Source organism: Arthrobacter sp. U41 (genome assembly GCF_001750145.1).
Taxonomy (GTDB): Bacteria; Actinomycetota; Actinomycetes; order Actinomycetales; family Micrococcaceae; genus Arthrobacter.
In genome coordinates, this window is sequence record NZ_CP015732.1 from 4,176,523 (window position 1) to 4,197,529 (window position 21,007).

General features: G+C 67.4%; 16 protein-coding genes and 1 tRNA gene. 9 read left to right on the forward strand and 8 right to left on the reverse strand.

The genetic code is table 11. The features are described from left to right. Positions 1-144: 144 nt before the first annotated feature. From rho to argS, 6 genes are all read right to left on the reverse strand, one after another. Positions 145-2,370 (reverse strand): transcription termination factor Rho, encoded by a 2,226-nt coding sequence (gene rho / locus ASPU41_RS19055; RefSeq protein ID WP_069952241.1) that lies wholly within the window; start codon positions 2,368-2,370, stop codon positions 145-147. 324 nt (positions 2,371-2,694) lie between these two features. Beyond that, the gene (gene thrB, locus ASPU41_RS19060; RefSeq protein ID WP_197515712.1) at positions 2,695-3,681 is read right to left on the reverse strand and encodes a homoserine kinase; all 987 of its coding nucleotides are present in this window, start codon (positions 3,679-3,681) and stop codon (positions 2,695-2,697) included. Positions 3,682-3,683: 2 nt separating this feature from the next. Continuing rightward, positions 3,684-4,790 (reverse strand): threonine synthase, encoded by a 1,107-nt coding sequence (gene thrC, locus ASPU41_RS19065; RefSeq protein ID WP_069952242.1) that lies wholly within the window; start codon positions 4,788-4,790, stop codon positions 3,684-3,686. Continuing rightward, on the reverse strand, positions 4,791-6,173 hold the full coding sequence (locus ASPU41_RS19070) for a homoserine dehydrogenase (RefSeq protein WP_069952243.1): 1,383 nt from the start codon (positions 6,171-6,173) through the stop codon (positions 4,791-4,793). Continuing rightward, positions 6,174-7,673, reverse strand: a complete 1,500-nt coding sequence (gene lysA, locus ASPU41_RS19075; protein WP_069952244.1) for a diaminopimelate decarboxylase — start codon at positions 7,671-7,673, stop codon at positions 6,174-6,176. A gap of 5 nt (positions 7,674-7,678) precedes the next feature. Beyond that, positions 7,679-9,343 (reverse strand): arginine--tRNA ligase, encoded by a 1,665-nt coding sequence (gene argS, locus ASPU41_RS19080; RefSeq protein WP_069952245.1) that lies wholly within the window; start codon positions 9,341-9,343, stop codon positions 7,679-7,681. A 186-nt stretch (positions 9,344-9,529) separates the two neighbouring features. Between argS and ASPU41_RS19085 the strand changes: the two genes are divergently transcribed. The 5 genes from ASPU41_RS19085 to yidC all read left to right on the forward strand — a co-directional run bounded on the left by ASPU41_RS19085 (position 9,530) and on the right by yidC (position 13,456). Continuing rightward, on the forward strand, positions 9,530-9,949 hold the full coding sequence (locus ASPU41_RS19085; RefSeq protein ID WP_069952246.1) for an FMN-binding protein: 420 nt from the start codon (positions 9,530-9,532) through the stop codon (positions 9,947-9,949). Positions 9,950-9,988: 39 nt separating this feature from the next. Further along, positions 9,989-10,861, forward strand: coding sequence for an FAD:protein FMN transferase (locus ASPU41_RS19090; RefSeq protein ID WP_069952247.1), 873 nt, complete (start codon positions 9,989-9,991; stop codon positions 10,859-10,861). Continuing rightward, positions 10,858-12,396, forward strand: coding sequence for an FAD-dependent oxidoreductase (locus ASPU41_RS19095; protein WP_069952248.1), 1,539 nt, complete (start codon positions 10,858-10,860; stop codon positions 12,394-12,396). Before ASPU41_RS19090 ends, ASPU41_RS19095 begins: the two co-directional genes overlap by 4 nt. A 78-nt stretch (positions 12,397-12,474) precedes the next feature. Next, positions 12,475-12,547, forward strand: a tRNA-Arg gene (locus ASPU41_RS19100). Between the two features lie 108 nt (positions 12,548-12,655). Continuing rightward, positions 12,656-13,456 carry a membrane protein insertase YidC gene (gene yidC, locus ASPU41_RS19105; RefSeq protein ID WP_069952249.1) on the forward strand — a complete coding sequence of 267 codons (801 nt, stop codon included), beginning with the start codon at positions 12,656-12,658 and terminating at the stop codon, positions 13,454-13,456. Here yidC and ASPU41_RS19110 read toward each other — a convergent pair. Then, positions 13,390-13,938, reverse strand: a complete 549-nt coding sequence (locus tag ASPU41_RS19110) for an SRPBCC family protein (protein WP_157357065.1) — start codon at positions 13,936-13,938, stop codon at positions 13,390-13,392. The genes yidC and ASPU41_RS19110 overlap by 67 nt on opposite strands. Before the next feature lie 192 nt (positions 13,939-14,130). Between ASPU41_RS19110 and ASPU41_RS19115 the strand changes: the two genes are divergently transcribed. Both ASPU41_RS19115 and ASPU41_RS19120 read left to right on the forward strand, forming a co-directional pair. Further along, positions 14,131-15,189: a M4 family metallopeptidase gene (locus tag ASPU41_RS19115; RefSeq protein ID WP_069952250.1), complete on the forward strand. Its 1,059-nt coding sequence runs from the start codon at positions 14,131-14,133 to the stop codon at positions 15,187-15,189. A gap of 59 nt (positions 15,190-15,248) precedes the next feature. Continuing rightward, the gene (locus tag ASPU41_RS19120) at positions 15,249-15,557 is read left to right on the forward strand and encodes a protealysin inhibitor emfourin (protein ID WP_069952251.1); all 309 of its coding nucleotides are present in this window, start codon (positions 15,249-15,251) and stop codon (positions 15,555-15,557) included. A 51-nt stretch (positions 15,558-15,608) separates the two neighbouring features. Here the strand turns inward: ASPU41_RS19120 and ASPU41_RS19125 are convergent, their stop codons facing one another. Continuing rightward, the gene (locus tag ASPU41_RS19125; RefSeq protein ID WP_069952252.1) at positions 15,609-16,577 is read right to left on the reverse strand and encodes a GlxA family transcriptional regulator; all 969 of its coding nucleotides are present in this window, start codon (positions 16,575-16,577) and stop codon (positions 15,609-15,611) included. Positions 16,578-16,670: 93 nt separating this feature from the next. On the opposite strand from ASPU41_RS19125, the gene ASPU41_RS23120 reads away from it, so the two are divergent. Then, the gene (locus tag ASPU41_RS23120) at positions 16,671-16,838 is read left to right on the forward strand and encodes a hypothetical protein (RefSeq protein ID WP_197515713.1); all 168 of its coding nucleotides are present in this window, start codon (positions 16,671-16,673) and stop codon (positions 16,836-16,838) included. Between the two features lie 119 nt (positions 16,839-16,957). Continuing rightward, on the forward strand, positions 16,958-21,007 hold the full coding sequence (gene hrpA, locus ASPU41_RS19130) for an ATP-dependent RNA helicase HrpA (protein WP_069952253.1): 4,050 nt from the start codon (positions 16,958-16,960) through the stop codon (positions 21,005-21,007).

Here is a 21,007-nt window from a genome sequence, read left to right on the forward strand (position 1 = left end):
CACTTACCGCCCGTTCCAGGGGCCCTGATGGGCGCTAGGTGACCCCGCGTTGCTTCTTGAAGCGGAGGAACCGGTTAACGCAACAACCGCCCGTGACATGGGCGGCCCGGGGAGGGCCGCCCATGTCCGAGCGGTTAAGCGTCGCTACTTGTCGTTATCGGACTTCGCACCAAGCGTCGTCTTCTGCACCTGCATAAGGAACTCGACGTTGCTCTGGGTCTCCCGGATCTTGTTGGTCAGCAGCTCAAGGCTCTGCTGCGTTTCGAGTCCGGACAGGACGCGGCGCAGCTTCCACATGATCTTGACTTCCTCAGGGGACAGCAGGTTTTCCTCACGGCGCGTACCGGACGCGTTGACGTCCACGGCCGGGAAGATGCGCTTGTCCGCGAGCTGGCGGGACAGGCGCAGTTCCATGTTGCCGGTTCCCTTGAACTCCTCGAAGATGACCTCATCCATCTTGGAGCCGGTCTCGACGAGAGCCGTTGCCAGGATGGTCAGTGAGCCACCGTTTTCGATGTTGCGGGCTGCACCGAAGAAGCGCTTCGGCGGGTACAGCGCTGCCGAGTCGACACCACCGGAGAGGATGCGGCCGGAAGCCGGTGCCGCCAGGTTGTAGGCGCGGCCCAGGCGGGTCATCGAGTCGAGGAGAACCACAACGTCCATGCCCATTTCCACGAGGCGCTTCGCACGCTCGATGGACAGTTCGGCCACGGTCGTGTGGTCGTCGGCGGGACGGTCGAAGGTGGAGGCGATGACCTCGCCCTTGACGGTGCGCTGCATGTCCGTGACTTCTTCAGGGCGTTCGTCAACGAGCACCATCATGAGGTGGACCTCAGGATTGTTAATGGTGATGGCGTTGGCGATGGACTGCAGGATGAGCGTCTTGCCGGCCTTCGGCGGCGAAACGATCAGGCCGCGCTGGCCCTTGCCGATCGGGGCAACCAGGTCGATGACGCGGGGACCGATCTTCTTGGGGTCCGTCTCAAGGCGCAGGCGCTCGGAGGGATACAGCGGGACGAGCTTCGCGAATTCGACGCGGTCCTTGAGTTCCTCGGGGGTTTTGCCGTTGACGGAGGTGACCCGGACCAGGGCGTTGAACTTCTGGCGGGCGGTCAGCTGGCTGCGGTCTTCGCCTTCACGCGGTGCGCGGATGGCTCCGACGACGGCGTCGCCCTTGCGCAGGTTGTACTTCTTGACCTGGGCGAGGGACACGTAGACGTCGTTCGGGCCCGGCAGGTAGCCGGAGGTGCGGATGAACGCGTAGTTCTCCAGCACGTCCAGGATGCCGGCGACAGGCAGCAGGACGTCGTCCTCGGTGACCTCGACGTCGTCGACGTCCGGTCCCTGGACGCGTCCCCGACGGCGGTCGTTGCGGTCGCGGAAGCGGTCGTTGCGCGAGGTGTTGTCGCGGCTGTCCTGCCCCCCGGAGCGTTCGGGACGGTCGTTGCGGTCGTTGCGGTCACGCCGGTTGCGGCGGTTCCGGCGGCTGCCGCCGTCACTGTCGTCGTTGTCGCGGTTGCTCTCGCGGGTGGCGGTGCTCTCGCGGGCCCCTGCAGACTCGTCGCGGCCGCCGCGGGTGCGGGTGCTCTCACGGCGCTGGCCGTCTTCGCTGCCCTGTTCGGCCTGGCGCTGTTCGGAACGCTGTTCCGTACGCTGTTCGGTGCGGTCGGCCTGGCGCTGTTCGGAACGCTGTTCCGTACGCTGTTCGGTGCGGTCGGCCTGGCGCTGCTCGCCGGAAGGCTGCTCGGCCGGGGCCTCGACAACTGCTGCGGCCTGGGCTGCACCCTGGCCCGAAGTCTGCACTGAGCCCTGTCCTCCGGACTGCTCGGCAGCTTCGCCGCGGCGGCGGTTGCGGGTGCGGGGCTGGCGGGTGCGTTCGCCGGCGTCCGTCCCGGACTGCACTGCGCCGGCCTCGGCGGGAGCAACAGGAGCCTCCGCTGCAGGAGCGGCTGCGGCCGGGGCCTCGGCTGCGGGGGTTGTGATGACCCCGTCGCTGCCGGCGCGGCGGCTGCGGCCACGGCCACGGGCACGCGGGTTTTCCTGTGCCGGGGCTTCGGCCTCGGTGGCGGCAGCGGGTGCGGCGGCCGGAGCCGCGGCCCGGGAGACGGAACCGTTGTCGGTCGCCTTTTCAGCGGCGCGGGCCGGAGCCTTGCTCACGGGAGTGCCGGCGCGGTGGGCGGAAATGGCCGACACGAGATCGCCCTTCCGCATCCGGGAACCGCCGGAAATCCCCAGCTGGCTGGCAAGAGCCTGGAGCTGTGCGAGCTTGAGGCCGGCAAGGCCGCTGCTCTTGGCGGGTGCTGCCGTTGACGATCCGGCAGCAGAAGATGATGTTTCCACAGCTGAAGACAGCTCAGTGGTTTCGGTCACGAAGGATCCTTCCCCCTCGACGGCGTCCAGACTAGGAGCTGGACGCGATGATTTGATCTGGGCTGCAGTTCAGATCTGCAGCCGGGATTTCGGCCTTGCCGGATGGATATTGGCCAGCACGGCCGGATATTGCTTCACCTGGCGCGTTCCGGAAGAAATGGAACGGCGGGCTGACTTTTCAGGGGTGCAGAGATTAATTCTGCGGATTCCTGCGACAGACCAAAAGCAGGTGGCACCGGAAAATATTGCGCAGTGAAAGATGAGAGAGGCAACTGGGCCAACATCGCGGTCTTTTGAACAGTAACTAAATTACCGCCTGCGTGATTACCGCCGGTGCACTTCCACTTTAGCACCTTCAACGTCCACGGCCAGCTTCATCACACGCCAGCCCACGTCCGGCGTGTTGCCCGAGGTGAAGGCGCCGATGAACTCGACGGCGGCCCCGGCCTGCGCTTCCCCATTGGCAAGGACCAGCACGGTGGGGCCGGCCCCCGAGACGACGGCGGCAAAGCCTGCCCGCCGCAGGGCGGCGATGAGGTCCGCGCTGGGCCGCATCGCTTCGGCGCGGTAGCTCTGATGCAGGTAATCCTCGGTGCCGGCAAGCAGCAGTTCCGGCTTCTGCGTCATGGCGAGGATCAGCAGGGCCGCACGCCCCGAATTCATCGCCGCGGCGTGGTGGCCCACCGAGGCGGGCAGCAACGCCCGCGCGACTTCGGTGGACAGCTCAAAGTCCGGCACGGCAACCACGGGGATAACCGCGGAGGCAACCGCGGCGCAGGTGCTGCTGTACTGGTCACTGTCCTGCCAGGACAGCGCCAGTCCGCCGAAAATCGCCGGTGCGACGTTGTCGGGGTGGCCTTCCATCTCGCTCGTGAGCTGCAGGACCCAGTCCTTGCCCCGGCGGGACGCTTCCGGTACCAGGGCATTGGCGGCGGTCACGGCGGCAACCACGGCGCAGGCCGAGGAGCCCAGGCCGCGGCCGTGCGGATTGACGTTGTCTGCCGTGATTCTCAGGCCCGCGTGCCGGAAGCCGAGGCGGTGCAGGGCCTCAGTGATGGCTTTGACGACCAGGTGGCTGGCGTCGCGGGGCAGGGATTCGGCCCCTTCACCGCTGAGCTCAAATTCCAGCGCCCCGCTGTCCAGGGTTTCCACCGTCAGGGTGTCGAACAGCGTCAGCGCCAGGCCGAGGCTGTCATACCCGGGGCCGAGGTTCGCGCTCGTGGCCGGTACACGGACCGTCACGAGCTGCCCGGCCGGAACCGCCGGCGTGTCGGCGGCGGACTCGGCCGGGATGGTGAGGGTGGTTTCCACGGTTATTTTTCTTCCAGTCCCAGGGCTGTGGCCACGGTGACCACGTCGTTCGAGACCTTCACGGGCTCCACTTCGCTGCCATCCTCGGTGCGGAGCGCCCACTGCGGGTCCTTGAGGCCATGGCCGGTGACGGTGATGACGATGGTCTTGCCGGCCGGCACTTCGCCTGCCGCGTGCTTCTTGATCAGGCCGGCGACACCGGCAGCGGAGCCCGGTTCGACGAAGACGCCTTCGCGGGCGGACAGCCAGCGGTGGGCGGACAGGATTTCCTCGTCGGTCACGGCCTCAATCAGGCCGCCTGATTCATCCCGCGCGGCGATGGCGCTGTCCCAGGACGCGGGGTTGCCGATCCGGATGGCGGTCGCGATCGTGTCGGGCTCCATGATCGGGTGGCCTGCGACGAACGGTGCCGCGCCGGCTGCCTGGAAGCCCCACATGACCGGGGTCCTGGTGGAGACTGCGGCCAGTGTGCCGGCCGTGGCGGACTCGAACGGCGCGCAGTATTCCTTGTAGCCCTTCCAGTACGCGGTGATGTTACCGGCGTTGCCGACCGGGAGCACGTGGAAGTCGGGTGCGTCTCCGAGCCAGTCGACCACTTCGAAGGCGCCGGTCTTCTGGCCCTCGATCCGGGCCGGGTTGACCGAGTTGACCAGGAACACCGGGTAGGACTCCCCCAGCTTGCGGGCAATGTCGAGGCAGTCATCGAAGTTGCCGTCGACCTGCAGCAGGGTTGCGCCGTGCGCGATCGCCTGGCTGAGCTTGCCCATCGAGATCTTTCCCTCGGGCACGAGGACCACGCACTTCAGCCCGGCCGCCGTGGCGTACGCGGCGGCGGACGCTGAGGTGTTGCCGGTGGAGGCACACACCACGGCCTTGGCGCCGGCGGCCACCGCGGCCGTCATGGCCATGGTCATGCCGCGGTCCTTGAAGGAGCCCGTCGGGTTCATGCCCTCGACCTTGAGGTAGACATCGCTGCCGGTGAGCGCGGAGAGCTGCTGCGCGTGAACGAGCGGGGTGCCGCCCTCCCCGAGGGTGATTACCTGCGTCGCCTCGGTGACGGGCAGGCGTTCGGCGTATTCGCGGATAACGCCGCGCCATTGGTGAGCCACTTAGACTCCTTCTACCCGCAGTACGGATGTAACGGAATTGATGACGTCCAGGCCCTTGACGGCCTCGACGGTGGCCGCAAGTGCAGCCTCGCTTGCGCGGTGGGTAACGATCCGGAGCTCTGCAGATTCGATGTTGGAATCCGCATCGCGGTGGATGGTCTGCCGCATGATTTCAATGGAGACGCCGTGCTCGGCGAAGAGCTGGGCAATCTTTGCCAGCACACCGGGCTGGTCCGCGACGTCGAGGCCGATGTAGTAGCTGGTCACCGCGGCGGTGATGGGCAGCGCAACGACCTGTCCCGTTGTGGTCTCGGCGCGGCCCGGGCCGCCGAGGACGATGCTGCGGGCGGCGGAGACGAGGTCGCCCATCACGGCGGACGCGGTCGGCTTTCCGCCGGCGCCCTGGCCGTAGAACATCAGTTCGCCGGCGTTTTCGGCTTCGATAAAGACGGCGTTGAACGCGCCGTGGACAGCGGCCAGCGGGTGTTCGCGCGGCAGCAGCGTGGGGTGCACGCGGACGGAGACCCCGATATCCCCGTTGGCGTCCGTATCCGTGCCTGTTTTTGTGCCTGTTTCCATGCCTGTTTTTGTGCCTGTTTCCATGCCTGCGGCAGTCAGCTTCTCGGCGATTGCCAGCAGCTTGATGACAAATCCGGCGTCCTTTGCCGCTGCGATGTCCGCGGCGGTGACGGAGCTGATGCCTTCGCAGTACACGTCATCGAGGGAGAAACGGGTGTGGAAGGAGAGCGAGGCAAGGATCGCGGCCTTGGAGGCGGCGTCGTAGCCCTCGACGTCGGCGGTGGGGTCGGCTTCCGCGTAGCCCAGGCGCTGCGCCTGGGCCAGCGCGTCGGAGAACTGCGCGCCGGTGGAATCCATCTGGTCCAGGATGAAGTTGGTGGTTCCGTTGACGATGCCGAGCACCCGGGTGATCCGGTCACCGGAGAGGCTGTCACGGATGGGCCGCAGAATGGGGATGGCACCGGCGACCGCGGCTTCGTAGGAGAGCTGCACACCGGCTTTGTCCGCTTCCTCATGGAGAGTCGGGCCGTCCTTGGCAACGAGTGCCTTGTTGCCGGTGACAACACAGGCGCCGTTCTGCATCGCGGTCAGGATCAGGGTCCGGGCCGGTTCGATCCCGCCCATCAGTTCGATCACCAGGTCGGCGTCCTTGACCAGGGTCTCGGCGTCGGTGGTGAACAGCCCGCGGGGCAGTTCGACCTCCCGGGGGGCGTCGAGATTGCGCACTGCGATGCCGACCAGCTTCAGGCGGGCACCGGCGCGCGATGCCAGCATGTCGGCGTCGTCAAGGAGAATCCGCGCAACCTGGGCCCCAACGTTGCCACAGCCCAGCAGGGCTACTTTCAGGGTTCGCAATTCGGTCATTCAGACTCCCATGTCGCGGTTGAGCAGATCTTCTTCGGTTTCCCCGCGGACAATGAGCCGGGCAGATCCGTCGCGCACAGCGACAACGCCCGGCCGGGCCAGATAGTTGTAGTTGCTAGACAGGGCCCAGCAGTAGGCGCCGGTCCCCGGTACAGCGAGCAGATCACCGGCTGCCACGTCCTCGGGCAGATATACATCTCTAACAACTATGTCGCCGCTCTCGCAATGTTTGCCCACGACGCGGGACAGCTGCGGGGCCGCGTCCGACGTCCGTGAGGCCAGAATGGCCGAGTAATCCGCGTCGTACAGCACCGGGCGCGGGTTGTCGCTCATCCCGCCGTCCACCGACACATACCGGCGCGGGTACGTAACGTTCCCGCCGGGTCCGGCAGGGCCGGCGGGAACGCCGGAAACTCCGCCGCCGGCAGCCGGGGCATCGACCCGGACCGTCTTCAGGGTGCCCACTTCGTAGAGCGTGAAGGTGGTGCTTCCGACGATCGCGCGGCCCGGTTCGATCGAAATCCGCGGGGCGGAGATCCCCAGCTCGGCGCATTTGGTCCGGACGACGGCGGCCATCGCCTGGGCGATCTCGGCAGCGGGGCGCGGGGTGTCCACGGGCGTGTACGCGATGCCGTAGCCGCCGCCGAGGTCGAGTTCCGGGAGCACGATCGAGTACTTGGACTGCATCGCGGCGAGGAAGTCCAGCAGCTTCTGCGCCGCGAGGGCGAAGCCGTCCGGTTCGAAAATCTGCGAGCCGATGTGGCAGTGCAGGCCCAGCAGTTCGATGCCGGGGTGGCCCGCAGCCGCGGCCACGGCCTCTTCGGCCGCGGAGAGTCCGGCCTGCTCGGTGGAATCCCCGGCCATGGAGAGCCCGAACTTCTGGTCCTCGTGGGCCGTGGCGATGAATTCGTGGGTGTGGGCGTGCACCCCCGGGGTCAGCCGAAGCATGACCTTGGCGGTTTCCCCGCGGTACTCGGCGATCTTGGCGACGCGTTCGAGCTCGGCGAGGCTGTCCACCACGATCCGCCCGAGCTTCATGTCCAGCGCACGGTGGATCTCGCCGTCGGACTTGTTATTGCCGTGAAGCGCGACGTCGGCGCCGGGGATCCCGGCGCGGGCGGCGACGGCGAGTTCCCCGCCGGAGGCCGTGTCCAGGCGCAGTCCCTCTTCCTCGACCCAGCGGACCACTGCGGTGCACAGGAATGACTTCCCGGCGTAGTACACATCGACTCCCCCGCAGATGTCGGCGAAGGCGTCGTTGAAGGCGTCGGAAAAGGCACGGGCCCGGGCCCGGAAGTCGTTCTCGCTCATCACGAACAGGGGTGTGCCGAACTGGCGCTGGAGCTCGCTGACGGGGATGCCGTCAATGGCGAGTTCACCGGCGTCGTTCCTGGCGACCCCGCCGGCCCACAACGGCTCGTGCAGGGCGTTGAGGTCCGCGGGGACCTGGAGCCACTCGGGCGCGAGCGGGGAGGCGGCGGTGGACGGGTTGGTGGTCATGGCGGTTACATCCGTTCCGGCGCCGAGACGCCCAGCAGTTCCAGTCCGTTGGCCAGCACCTGGCTGGTGGCGTCGTTGAGCCACAGCCGGGTGCGGTTGAGATCGGTAATCGGCTCCTCGCCCTGCGGTGCAACGCGGCAGGAGTCATACCAGCGGTGGTAGGCGCCGGCGATGAGTTCGAGGTGGCGGGCCACGCGGTGCGGCTCCCGCAGTTCGGCTGCCCGGGCCACGACCGAGGGGTAGCTGCCAAGGTGGGAGAGCAGCTCATTCTCGGTCGCGTGCTCCAGCAGGGAGGCCTCGAAGATGTCTTTGCCGTCCACGTGGCGCTCCACCCCGGCGGCGACGGCATTGCGGGCGGTGCCGCGGGACCGGGCGTGCGCGTACTGGACGTAGAACACCGGGTTTTCGTTGCTGTGCTTTTTCAGCAGCTCCGGGTCAAGGGTCAGCGGCGAATCGGCCGGGAACCGCGCCAGCGAGTAGCGGACGGCGTCCTTGCCCAGCCAGGAGATGAGGTCCTTGAGCTCGATGATGTTGCCGGCGCGTTTGGAAAGCTTCGCGCCGTTGACGGAGACCAGCTGGCCGATCAGGACCTCGATGTTGACCTCGGGGTCGTCCCCGGCGGCGGCGGCGATGGCCTTGAGCCGGTTGATGTAGCCGTGATGGTCGGCGCCGAGCAGGTAGATCTTCTCGGTGTAGCCACGGTCTTTTTTGGACAGGTAGTAGGCCGCATCGGCGGCGAAGTAGGTCGGCTCGCCGTTGGCGCGGATCATCACGCGGTCCTTGTCGTCGCCGAAGTCCGTGGTGCGCAGCCAGACCGCGCCGCCGTCGTCGTAAACGTGGCCCTGTTCCCGGAGCCGCGCGACAGCGTCCTCGATCGCGCCGGCATCGTGGAGCTCCTGCTCGGAGAAGTAGACATCGAATTCGACGCCGAACTCGGCGAGGGTGCGCTTGATGTCGTGGAGCTGGGCCTTGTACGCCGCGCCGCGGATCACCGGCAAGGCGGCGACATCGGTCAGTTCGCGAATGTCCGGGTGCTGGGTCAGCACCTCGTGGCCCAGATCGGCGATGTATTCGCCCGGGTACCCGCCCTCGGGCACACCGCGGCCGTGCAGCCGGGAGAGCACGGAGTGGGCAAAGACGTTCATCTGCGACCCGGCGTCGTTGATGTAGTACTCGGCGGTGACGTCCGCGCCGGAGGCCCGCAGGACCCGGGCGATTGCGTCACCCAGGGCGGCCCAGCGGGTGTGGCCGATATGCAGCGGACCGGTGGGATTCGCGGAGACGAACTCCATGTTGACGGTGTGGCCTGCGAGCGCAGTGTTGGTGCCGTATCCGGACCCCGCTTCGACGATGGCCTTGGCTAGGGCGCCGGCGGCGGCAGCATCAACGGTGATATTCAGGAACCCCGGTCCGGCGATGTCGACGGCGGACACCCCGTCGATGGACTTCAGCCGGGCGCTCAGGACCGAGGCGAACTCCCGGGGGTTGGTGCCCGCTTTCTTGGCAAGCTGCAGGGCGATGCTGGTGGCCCAGTCGCCGTGGTCCCGGTTCTTCGGACGCTCAACACGCACCTCACCCGGGACGTCGGATGCGGTAAGCCCGATTTCACCGGCGGCGACGGCGTCCTGCAGGCAGGCGGATATGGCGAGGGAGAGTTCTTCAGGGGTCACAGTTCCAGCCTACCGGTGGCCCGCAGTGTGGCGGAATTTGGCGCCCGTCGTGACAGCCGGCTCACAGCGTGAACCATTACGCTGATTTCAACGTCGTGATCGGAGTATGCACTGCGGGCCGCCAGTGCCGGCCCGCAGCCTCCCGCCACTGCCCATCCCATCGTCGCCAGAGAATGGAGCCGCTGCATGAACACCACCTTCCGGAAAAGCGTCGTCGTCGGCATCGCCGGCCTGTCCCTGGCCGGCTGCGCGCCTCAGGCTTCGGGCAGCCAGGGAACCGGCAGCGCACCGTCAGCCGCAGGCAGCGCCACCTATCAGGACGGCACCTTCAGCGCCGACGGCAACTATGTCTCGCCCAACGGCAACGAGACGGTGGGCGTGACCCTGACGCTCACCGGGGGCGCCGTGTCGGATGTCCAGATCACCCCGCACCCCTCCAACCCCAACACCAAGAAGTTCCAGGGGGAATTTGCCGGCGGCATCAAGGCCCAGATCGCCGGAAAGAAGCTCGATGAGATCAAAGTCTCAAAGGTAGCCGGCTCTTCGCTGACCAGCGGCGGCTTCAACCAGGCCGTGGAAAAGATCAAGTCCGAGGCACGGGCATAACAGCACGTCATAACCGGCTAGTAGCCAGCAGGAGGAACCGTGCCGCATCCGGGCTGGACGGATTTCAGCTTCGACGGAATCGGTACCCGTTGGGAGATCTCAACCCCGTCCCCGCTGTCCGGCGCGCTCCGCAGCGGGCTGCTCGCAACCGTGGCGGACTATGACGCCGCCTGGTCCCGGTTCCGGTCCGACTCCCTGGTCGCAGAAGCCGCGCGGCGCCCTGGACGCTACGTGTTCCCGGCCGGGGCCTCCACCCTCGGCCCGCTCTACAAGACCCTGTACCGGCTCAGCGGCGGAGCCATGACTCCGCTGATCGGCGGCAGCCTGGAACAACTCGGCTATGACGCAAGCTACTCCCTGCGTCCGGGCGGCCCGCCGCTGCCAGCTCCGCCCTGGGAGGAGGTGCTGGACTGGCAGGGCACGGTGCTCACCACCCGGGCCCCCGTCGTGATCGACGTCGGGGCTGCCGGAAAGGGACAGCTGGCCGACCTGTTGTCCGCCGGACTGCGCGCCGGCGGCGTCGGAGAGCACTTCATCGACGCGAGCGGCGACCTGGTCAACGCCGGACCCACTCCGGTGGACGTGGGCCTGGAGCATCCCTATGATCCCGCCCGGGCCATTGGAATCGTCAGCCTCGGCGCCGGGGCACTCTGCGCTTCCGCCGCCAACCGGCGCGCCTGGGGCGACGGGCTGCACCACGTGCTGGACGGCACCACGGGCGCACCCGTCCGCACCGTCGTCGCCGGCTGGGCGATGGCACCGACGGCCGTGGTGGCCGACGCGCTGGCAACTGCCCTGTTCTTCGTCGAGGGACCCCGCCTGCGGGAAGAGTTCGATTGTTCGTGGCTCGCCGTCCACTCGGACGGCCACGCGGAGTATTCAGCTGATTTTGAAGGGGTGCTTTTCTCATGACCGCCACCATCTCCACTCCGTTCAGTTCGCGGCTGGACACGATACTGGGCCGGTTCACGATGTACCGGCTGGTCCTCTGGGTACTGACCGTGCTGGCCGGCTACAGCCTGTTGCTGAACATGCTGGGCTGGCTGACGTTCGGGGGCCCGGAGATGATCGCCCACCTGGCACTCTGCCTCGGCCTGACCTACGGCTCCAACCGGGCGCTCGCGGCCGCGTTCCACGTGCCTGCGCATTCTGAGTCGTCCCTGATCACCGGCCTGCTGCTCTACTTCCTCTTCTGGCCGACGCAATTCTCGGCCACCGGACTGCAGTATCTGGACCTGGCCGGCGTCGCCCTCGCCTGCGTCCTCGCATCGGCGTCCAAGTACGCCCTGGCCTGGCGCGGTCGCCACATTTTCAATCCGGCGGCGGCTGGCGCTTTCATCACCGGGCTGACCGGCCTCAACATCGCCACCTGGTGGGCTGCCACCCCCGCCATGCTCTGGCTGGTGCTGCCCGGGGTCCTGCTGGTGCTCTACCGGCTGCGGAAGCTGCTGATGGCGGCCGTGTTCACGGTGGTGGCGGTGTCCCTGGTGGCCGTGGAGCTGCTGCGCACCGGCATGGGAGCGGGCGGGGCGCTGTGGCAGGCCCTCGCCCAGCGCCCCGTGCTGTTCTTCGTCGGCTTTATGCTGACCGAGCCGCTCACCCTCCCGCCGCGCCGGTGGCAGCAGCTGGCGCTGGCCGCCGTCGTCGGACTGCTGTTCGCCCTCCCCTACAACCTGGGCTTTCTCGCCAACTCCCCAGAACTGGCACTGCTGGTGGGAAACGCGCTCGCCTTTCTCACCGGTCAGCGCGGCCGCATTCAGCTCCGCTTCCGGGGCTCCCGCCCCTTGACCCCGACGACGACGGAGTTCAGCTTCCAGCCGGAACGCCCGCTCCGCTTCACCCCGGGCCAGTACATCGAACTGAACCTGCCGCATGCGAAGGCGGACCGCAAAGGCCGCAGGCGGGTGTTCAGCCTGACCAGCCCCCCGGACTCGACGGAGCTCACGGTCGGGGTGGGTACGGCCGAGCCGTTGTCCACGGCAAAGCGGTCGCTCCTGGCCCTGGAGCCCGGCGACGAACTGACGGCCACCACCGTGGGCGGGGATTTTGTCCTGCCGCGGAAACCGGAGGTCCCGCTGCTGCTGATAGCGGCCGGCATCGGCATTACCCCGTATCTGGCCCAGCTGTCCGGCGGCTCCGCCGGGGAGCGGGACGTGGTCCTGCTGTACCTGGCCAGGAACGCCAGCGAACTCGCCTACACCGGGGAACTCGAACGCTCCGGCGCCCGGGTCATCGCCCGGCTTGCCGACGGCTCCGCGCCGCCGGCGTTTATGCGCGATGCGGGCGCCGCCCGGATCGACGGCGCCTCGCTGAGGGAGCTCGTCCCCGACATCGCGGGCAGGGTTGTCTATGTCTCGGGCTCCCCCGCGAGTGTCCGTTCCCTCCGCGCCGCCGCCCGCCGGGCCGGGGCCCGGAGGATCCTCGTGGACTCCTTTGCGGGCTACTGAGCGCGCCGATTTTCCCTTCGAGCCCACCTTCCTGCTAAGCTCTAGGACGTCCCGCCGGTAACGGCAGGAACCCTGACTGCCCTCGTAGCTCAGGGGATAGAGCGTCTGCCTCCGGAGCAGAAGGTCGTTGGTTCGATTCCAATCGAGGGCACAGACACAAGAACCCCTAGGATCCACTGGATTCTGGGGGTTCTTTCGTGTTGGCTGACAGGGTGCAGGGTTAACGGCCGCGCCGCGGCCGTTCGAATGGGGGCAACGCATGGACTTCGGTGCAGCGCTGCTGTTTCCGTTCCAGTGGCTGGTGTCGGCCGTCATGGTGGGACTCCATGACGGCCTGAGCGCCCTCGGTATGCCGGCGGCCAGCGGCTGGACGTGGACCCTGTCCATCATCGGGCTCGTCCTGGTCATCCGCGCCGCCTTGATCCCGGTATCCCTGAAGCAAATCAAGGCCCAGCGCCGCATGCGGCTGTTGCAGCCGGAGTTGAAGAAGCTGGAGGACAAGTACAGGGGCAATACGGACCCGCTCTCACGGCAGGCCATGGCACAGGAGCAGATGGCCCTCTACAAGAAGCACGGCACCAACCCGTTCTCAGCCTGCCTTCCGATGCTGATCCAAGTGCCGTTCTTCCTGGCGCTCTTCACCGTGCTGTCCGGCATTACGACGGCGGCCACCAGCGGTACGGGCATCGGCGCCATGAGCCACGAACAGGTGGTCCAGTTCGAGAAGTCGAGCATCTTTGGCGCCGCGCTGTCCGCCTCGCTGCTTCACGGCACCCCGGGCAGCGGCAACGCGGTCGCGGTGTGGCTGCTCTCGATCGTGATGATCCTTGCCATGACGGCGGCACAGTTCATCACCCAGAAGCACATCATGGCCACGAGTGCATCCGCGGAGTCCATGGCGGGCCCGTTTCTGCGGCAGCAGAAAGCGGTGCTCTACGCCTTGCCCATCGTCTTCGGCATTGGTGGCATCATCTTCCCCATCGGCGTCCTGATCTACTGGACCACGACGAATTGGTGGACCATGATGCAGCAGTTCGTCCTTGACCCGCGCTCCCGGTGAGAGACCGGGAAGGATCTTCCGGCCGGCTCAGCTCCGGGCCTCCACGATCTCCTTGAGCTTCGCCAGCGCCAGCGCCACGCTTCGTCGAACATGGCGACGAATTCCTCCTCACTGTCGAGCTCCACGTCCACTGTCGTCACCCCGCCGGCGGCGCTGAAGGCGTACTTCTCATGGGCGCCCATAAAGGCCTTCGCGGCCTCGCTCGTGGTGTCGTCCTCGCCGTTAACGACCTGCCCGATATAGCGCAGGGAAATCAACTCGTGCGGTCTGTTCTCCTCGACCGTGGCGATCATCCCGGCCACGGAACCGTCGCCGTCGGGCCCGAGGAACCGGATTTCGCTGCCCTGGCTCCAGTTGCCCTCGTAGTAGGAATCGCTGTTGAACACGCTGGTCCACTCCCGGTACGTGGCATCGTTCAGCATGGTGGTCCACACGTCCCGCACGGGGGCGTCGATCGTCACCGAATACCTTAACTTTTCCATGCCTGATTTTAAGTCCGGGCCGGAACTGCGGACCACACCGGAAAGTGGGAGGCGCGCCACCCTGCCAATTGTCGGTGCCCGCTCGTAGGCTGTCTGCATCGGCAGCGGGGTTCCGGCGGCCGGGTGGCTGGACTGGGTGCCGGCTGCCGCACCGCCACCACGGGATCCCGCCGAAGTACTAAGGGGTCTCACATGCACTGTTCCATCATTCCTCCGTACATGCTCCGCCGCCTGGCGGCCCAGCGCGAACCGGAGCTCTCCGACGCCGCCCGCGCGGCGAAGGAAGCCCTGCACCACGTCCCGAGCTTCCAGGCGTCCCGCGCCGTGCCCGGGCCCGGCAGCCATCCGGGAATGCGGGAGCCCCGGCCGGCCCCGCCGGAACGGACGGTCTACGACGCCAAATTCGCCGAGCAGCTCCCCGGCAGCGTGGTCCGCAAAGAAGGGGAACCGCCCACCGGCGATCCCGCCGCCGACGAAGCCTATGACGGGCTGGGACACACCCACCGCCTCTACGCCGACGCCTTCGACCGGAACTCGATCGACGGCAACGGCCTCCACCTCGAGGCCACGGTCCACTACGGCCGCCTGTACGACAACGCATTCTGGGACGGCCGGCAGATGGTTTTCGGCGACGGCGACGGCCAGGTGTTCCAGCGGTTCACGAAGTCGTTGAGCGTCATCGGCCACGAACTCGCCCACGGCGTCACCCAGTACTCCGCAGGGCTGGTCTACCGCAACCAGGCCGGGGCGCTGAACGAATCGATGTCCGATGTCTTTGGGGCGCTCGTTGAACAGTATGTCCGGCAGCAGTCGGCGGCGGAGGCCAGCTGGCTGATCGGCGAGGGCCTCTTCACGGATCAGGTCCAGGGGACCGCGTTGCGCTCCCTGCAGGCTCCGGGGACCGCGTACGACGACGACGTGCTCGGCAAGGACCCGCAGCCGGACTCCATGGACAGCTACGTGCACACGAGCGCGGACAACGGTGGGGTGCACATCAACTCCGGGATCCCCAACCGGGCGTTCTTCCTGGTTGCCACCGAGCTCGGCGGCAACGCGTGGGACGCTCCGGGCCGGATCTGGTACGAGACGCTGACGGGCGGCACGCTGGTCCCGACGGCCACGTTCGGGGCATTCGCCAAGGCCACTGCCGCCTCCGCCAGGGAGCTTTTCGGGGCGGATTCCCCAGAGCATGACGCCGTGCGGTCCGCGTGGGAAACTGTGAAGGTAAAGTTCCCTGGAGCCAGACGATAACCAAGCTCATGGCGATCCGAGACCCATGATCCTTACCGTCTCCTGACGATGCGAGACCGATGAAAATCACTGTCCAGCGCAGCGGCGGCATTGCCGGCATGAAGCGGACGTGGACCGTGCAGCCCACGCCGCCGGAGGACACGGAGGTGTGGCAGCCCCTCATTGAGGCCTGCCCCTGGGACACCGTCCCCGAGTCCGGCCGGAGTGCCGCCGGCCAGCCGGACCGGTTCCTGTACAGCATCCGGGCCGGACAGCACCGCGTCACCCTGCCTGAACAGGCCGTCACCGGACCCTGGCGGGATCTTGTCGAGACGGCCAAAGCGGCGGCCGAGCCCCCGCCGCCGTCGGACGGGCTGCCGCTCCGCTGACTTCAGCGCGACTGGTCTCCGCGCTACTGGCTTACCCTGAATGGCCGCCATCTACACCGCGGCGGCCAGGTGTCCCCGGAAGGTCCGGCGGTAGGACTGCGGGCTGGTATCCAGGACCTTGGCGAAGTGGTGCCGCAACAGCACCGAGTGGCCGAACCCGGACTCGCGGGCGATTTCGTCGATGTTCAGGTCCGTGGTCTCGAGCAGTTCCTGGGCCCGCAGCACCCGCTGGGAGTTGAGCCAGGCCGCGGGGGTCGCACCCGTCTCGGAGCGGAAGCGCCGGGCAAACGTCCGGGGCGACATGTGGACGCGCGCGGCGAGCTCATTGACGGGATGGTCCTCCGCCAGATGCAGCACCATCCACTGCAGCAGTTCCTCCATGGGTTCGGAGCCGCAGGGCGGGATCGGCCGGTCGATGAACTGGGCCTGGCCGCCGTCCCGGTGCGGCGGAACCACCATGTCACGGGCGATGGCAGCCGCCACGGCGGCGCCGAATTCCACCCGGACCAGGTGGAGGCAGGCGTCGACGCCGGCGGCCGTTCCCGCGCTCGTGATGATCCGGCTGTCCTCGACGTAGAGGACGTTTTCATCCACGCGGGCCGCGGGATACCGGCCGGCGAGCTCCCGGGAGAAGTGCCAGTGTGTCGTGCAGCGGCGGCCGTCGAGCAGCCCGGCCCGGGCCAGGGCGAAGGCTCCGGAACAGATGGACATAACCCAGGCACCGCGGGCATGCGCGGCCCGCAGTGCCGCAAGGACGGATTCGGGCACGTCCTCGTCCCGGCCGTACGGAATCATGATAACGAGGTCCGCGTCCGCTGCTGCGTCGAGTCCGAGCCCCACGTGCAGGGACAGCCCGGACGTCATCGGAACGTCGCCCGGAACCGGGGTGCAGACGCGGAAATCGAAGGCCGGCACTCCGGTACCCCGGTCCGACCGGTCCACCCCAAAGACCTCAAACGCGGTCCCGAACTCGAAGATCGAAAAGTTGGGCACCACGATCATCGCCACTGATTTGATCATGACTCTATTCTGACAGACAAAGTGGCAGAAATTTGTCCTTTTTGGGCATTTCTGCCACTTTTTTTGGTGCCGCCACCGGAGAACCATGGAGGTATGGAACTCCTCGGAATCGCCCTCATTGTCCTCATCGTCGTCGGCCTCGCCGCCACCATCGCCGCCCTCCGCAAGGACGGGCTTGGCCACAACCCGCCCGTCCGGTCGGAAGACTACTGGTCCGCCCTGGACCTGCCCAGCACCAACTACACCTTCCGGATCTTCTGAGTCCCGGCGGAGACAGGATCCCGCCGCACCACCACCCGCTGCCCGGCCCCGACAGGGACCGGGCACTGCTTTGTCCCGGAACCGCCGAGCGGACGGTTCCCAGTAGACTGAGTGCAGCCATGACACTGCATATCTCCTACCCCGCCGAGCTGCCGGTCTCCGAGCGCCGCGAGGACCTGATGGCCGCCATTGCGGCCAACCAGGTGACCATCATCGCCGGCGAGACCGGTTCCGGTAAGACGACCCAGATTCCCAAGATGTGCCTGGAGCTGGGCCTCGGCGAGAACGGGCTGATCGGACACACCCAGCCGCGCCGGCTGGCCGCCCGCACGGTGGCCGAGCGCATCGCGGAGGAACTCGGCGTCGAGATCGGCCAGGAGGTTGGCTTCCAGGTCCGCTTCACCGGGCAGGTCAGCCGCGAGACCAAGGTCAAGCTCATGACCGACGGCATCCTGCTGGCCGAGATCCAGCGCGACAAGCTGCTGCGCAAGTACAACGCAATCATCATCGACGAGGCACACGAGCGCAGCCTCAACATCGACTTCATCCTCGGATACCTCAAACGGATCCTGCCGCAGCGGCCGGACCTGAAGATCATCATCACCTCGGCCACCATCGATCCGCAGCGGTTCGCCAAGCACTTCGGCACCGAGGAAGAGCCTTCGCCGATCATTGAGGTCTCAGGGCGCACCTATCCGGTCGAGATCCGCTACCGGCCGCTGTCCCAGCCGGCCGGCGGGGCCGCCGGTGACAGCGCCGACGACGCTGCAGCTGCGGCCTCCGATGACGAGCTGGAAGAGGACCGCGATCCGCTGGATGCCGTCTGCGACGCCGTCGACGAACTCGCTCAGGAGGCTCCCGGCGACATCCTGGTCTTCTTCTCCGGCGAACGCGAAATCCGTGACGCCGCGGAGGCCCTCAACGGCAGGATCCAGTCCAACCGGAAGCTGGCCGGCACCGAGGTGCTCCCCCTCTTCGCCCGGCTGAGCCTGGAGGAACAGCACAAAGTCTTCCACCCGGGCAGCAAGCGCAGGATCGTGCTCGCCACCAATGTCGCGGAGACCTCCCTGACGGTCCCCGGCATCAAGTACGTCATTGACACCGGCACCGCGCGCATCTCCCGGTATTCGCACCGCACCAAGGTCCAGCGCCTTCCGATCGAACGGGTCTCCCAGGCCTCCGCCAACCAGCGCTCGGGCCGTTGCGGCCGTGTCTCCGACGGCATCGCGATCCGGCTGTACTCGGAGGAGGACTTCGAGTCCCGGCCGCCGTTCACCGACCCCGAAATCCTGCGCACCAACCTCGCCGCCGTCATCCTCCAGATGACCGCGATGGGCGTCGCCCGCGGACCGAAGGATGTCGAGAACTTCCCGTTTGTGGAGCCGCCCGACTCCCGGGCCATCAATGACGGCGTCACCCTCCTGCGCGAACTGGGCGCCTTGAGCGCCGCGCGTCCCCAGGAGGAGACCGGCGACGGCGACGGCCGCCCCGGCCGCCGGCCGGCGGCCGGGAGAAGCGGCGCCGGGCTGACCGCCGTCGGGCAGCAGCTTGCCCAGCTGCCAGTGGACCCGAGGCTCGGCCGGATGATCGTTGAGTCCGGCAAGCGCGGCTGCGTCCGCGAGGTCATGATCCTCGCCGCGGCGCTCACCATCCAGGATCCGCGCGAGCGTCCCCAAGGGGACGGCTCAGGCAAGCAGCAGCTCGCCGCGGAGAAGCATGCGCGTTTCCGGGACGAGAACTCGGACTTCACCGGATTCCTGAACCTCTGGAACTACCTGCAGGAGAAGCAGCAGGAGCTCTCCTCCACGGCGTTCCGCCGGCTCTGCCGTGCCGAGTTCATCAACTATCTGCGCGTGCGCGAGTGGCAGGACCTTTTCGCCCAGCTGCGCCAGCTCGCCCGTCCGCTGGGGATCAGCCTGAACAACAACCGCCTGGCAGATCCGGTGGGCAACCATGAGGGCATCCACATCAGCCTGCTCTCAGGGCTGCTGAGCCATGTGGGCATCCTCGACGAGCGCAAGCGCGAGTACGCCGGCGCCCGCGGCAGCCGCTTTGCGATCTTCCCGGGCTCGGCGCTGTTCAAGAAGTCCCCCACCTTCGTGATGGCCGCTGAACTCGTGGAGACAAGCCGGCTGTGGGCCCGGGTGGCCGCTAAATTCGATCCGCTCTGGGTCGAGCAAGTGGCGCCGGATCTGGTCAAACGCAGCTACAGCGAACCGCACTGGTCCAAGAAGATGGGCGCGGTGATGGCCCACGAGAAGGTCACGCTGTACGGCGTGCCCATCATTCCGAGCCGCCGGATCAACTACGGCAAGGTGGATCCGGAGCTCTGCAGGGAACTGTTCATCCGGCATGCCCTGGTCGAGGGCGACTGGCAGACCCACCACAAGTTCTTCCACCGCAACCGGGCCCTGCTCCTTGAGGTCGAGGAGCTTGAGGCGCGGATGCGGCGCCGGGACATCCTGGTGGACGACGAGACGCTCTTCGAGTTCTACGACGCCCGGATCGGCAAGGAGGTCGTGTCCGAACGCCACTTCGACAAGTGGTGGAAGGACGCCCGGCAGCACGATCCCGCGCTGCTCGATTTCGACCAGGCGCTGCTGATCAGCGAGGACGCCGACGCCCTGGATGACTCGGCCTACCCGAAGACCCTGCTGCACAAGGGTTTTGACCTGCCGCTGAGCTACGAGTTCCACCCCGTCGCGCCGGGGTCGCCGCCCAACCCGTCGGACGGCGTCACCGCCGAGGTGCCCGTGCTGTTCCTGAACCAGCTCGACGACGCTGCGTTCCGCTGGCTGATTCCGGGCCAGCGCGTGGAGCTGGTCACGGCCCTGATCAAGTCGCTGCCCAAGCAGGTGCGCAAGAACTTCGTGCCGGCTCCGGACGTGTCCCGGCAGGCCGTCGCGGCCCTCGAGGCGGACTTCGATCCGGCAACCGACGATCTGGAGGCCGCACTGGAACTGGTCCTGCGGCGGATCCGCGGCCAGGTCATCCCGCCGAATTCCTGGCACTGGGAAGCGGTGCCGCCGCACCTGCGGGTGAGCTTCCGCGTCGTGGATTCCCAGGGGAAGGTCCTGGACGAGGGCAAGGACCTCGGCGTGCTGCAGGAACGGCTGGCGCCGGCCACGCGCCGGGCGATCGCCGAGTCGCTGGGCGCCACGCCCGCGACGACGGCTCCGACATCGAACGGCCGGTCCAACGGGAGGTCCAGCGGCAATGCGACCGGCAAGTCGGCAGGCCGGGCCGCAGGCACGGCAGCCGGGACCGCGGCTTCCGCCGTTTCCGGCGCTTCGACCGGTTTCGCCGAGCAGGCGGGGCTGACCTCCTGGCCCGTCGGAACGGTGCCGCGCCAGGTCCAGGGCACAGTGAAAGGGCATATTGTCACCGGCTACCCTGCGCTCGTGGATGAGGGCAGTTCCGTCGCCCTAAGGCTCTTCCAGACAAGCTCCGAGCAGGAACAGGCCATGCGCGGCGGCGTCATCCGCCTGCTCGCCCTGAGGGTGCCGCCGCCGGACCGCTACGTCCTGGAGCACCTGAACAATACCGAGAAGCTGACCTTCAGCCAGAACCCGCACGGTTCCGTCACGGCGCTTATTGCCGACTGCGCCCTCGCCGCCATCGATAAACTCACCCCCGCCGAGCTGCCGTGGGACGAGGCGTCCTTCAACGCACTCTACGAGAAGGTCCGCGCGGAACTGATCGACACGGTCTTCACCGTCACCGCCGTCGTGGAGCGCATCCTGGCCAGCACCCGGCGGATCGAGAAGGCGCTCAAGGGCACCACGAGCCTGGCCCTGATCAGCGCCCTCAACGACATCAGGAGCCAGCTGGAACAGCTCGTGTTCCCCGGTTTTGTGGCACGCACGGGCTACAGCCAGCTCAGCCAGCTGCCGCGCTACCTCGCGGCGATCGAGAAGCGGCTGGAGAAACTCCCCACCAACGTCCAGCGGGATGCCCAGAGCATGACGGCAATCCAGGCGCTGGAGGACGATTACGACGACGCCGCGTCCGCACTGCTCCCGGGCCGGCGGGCCGGAGCCGAGTTAACCCAGGTCCGCTGGATGATCGAGGAACTCCGGGTGAGCCTGTTCGCCGTCGAACTCGGTACCGCCTATTCGGTCTCCGAGAAGCGGATCCGCGCTGTGCTTAACAAGGCGCTGGCGGCTTAA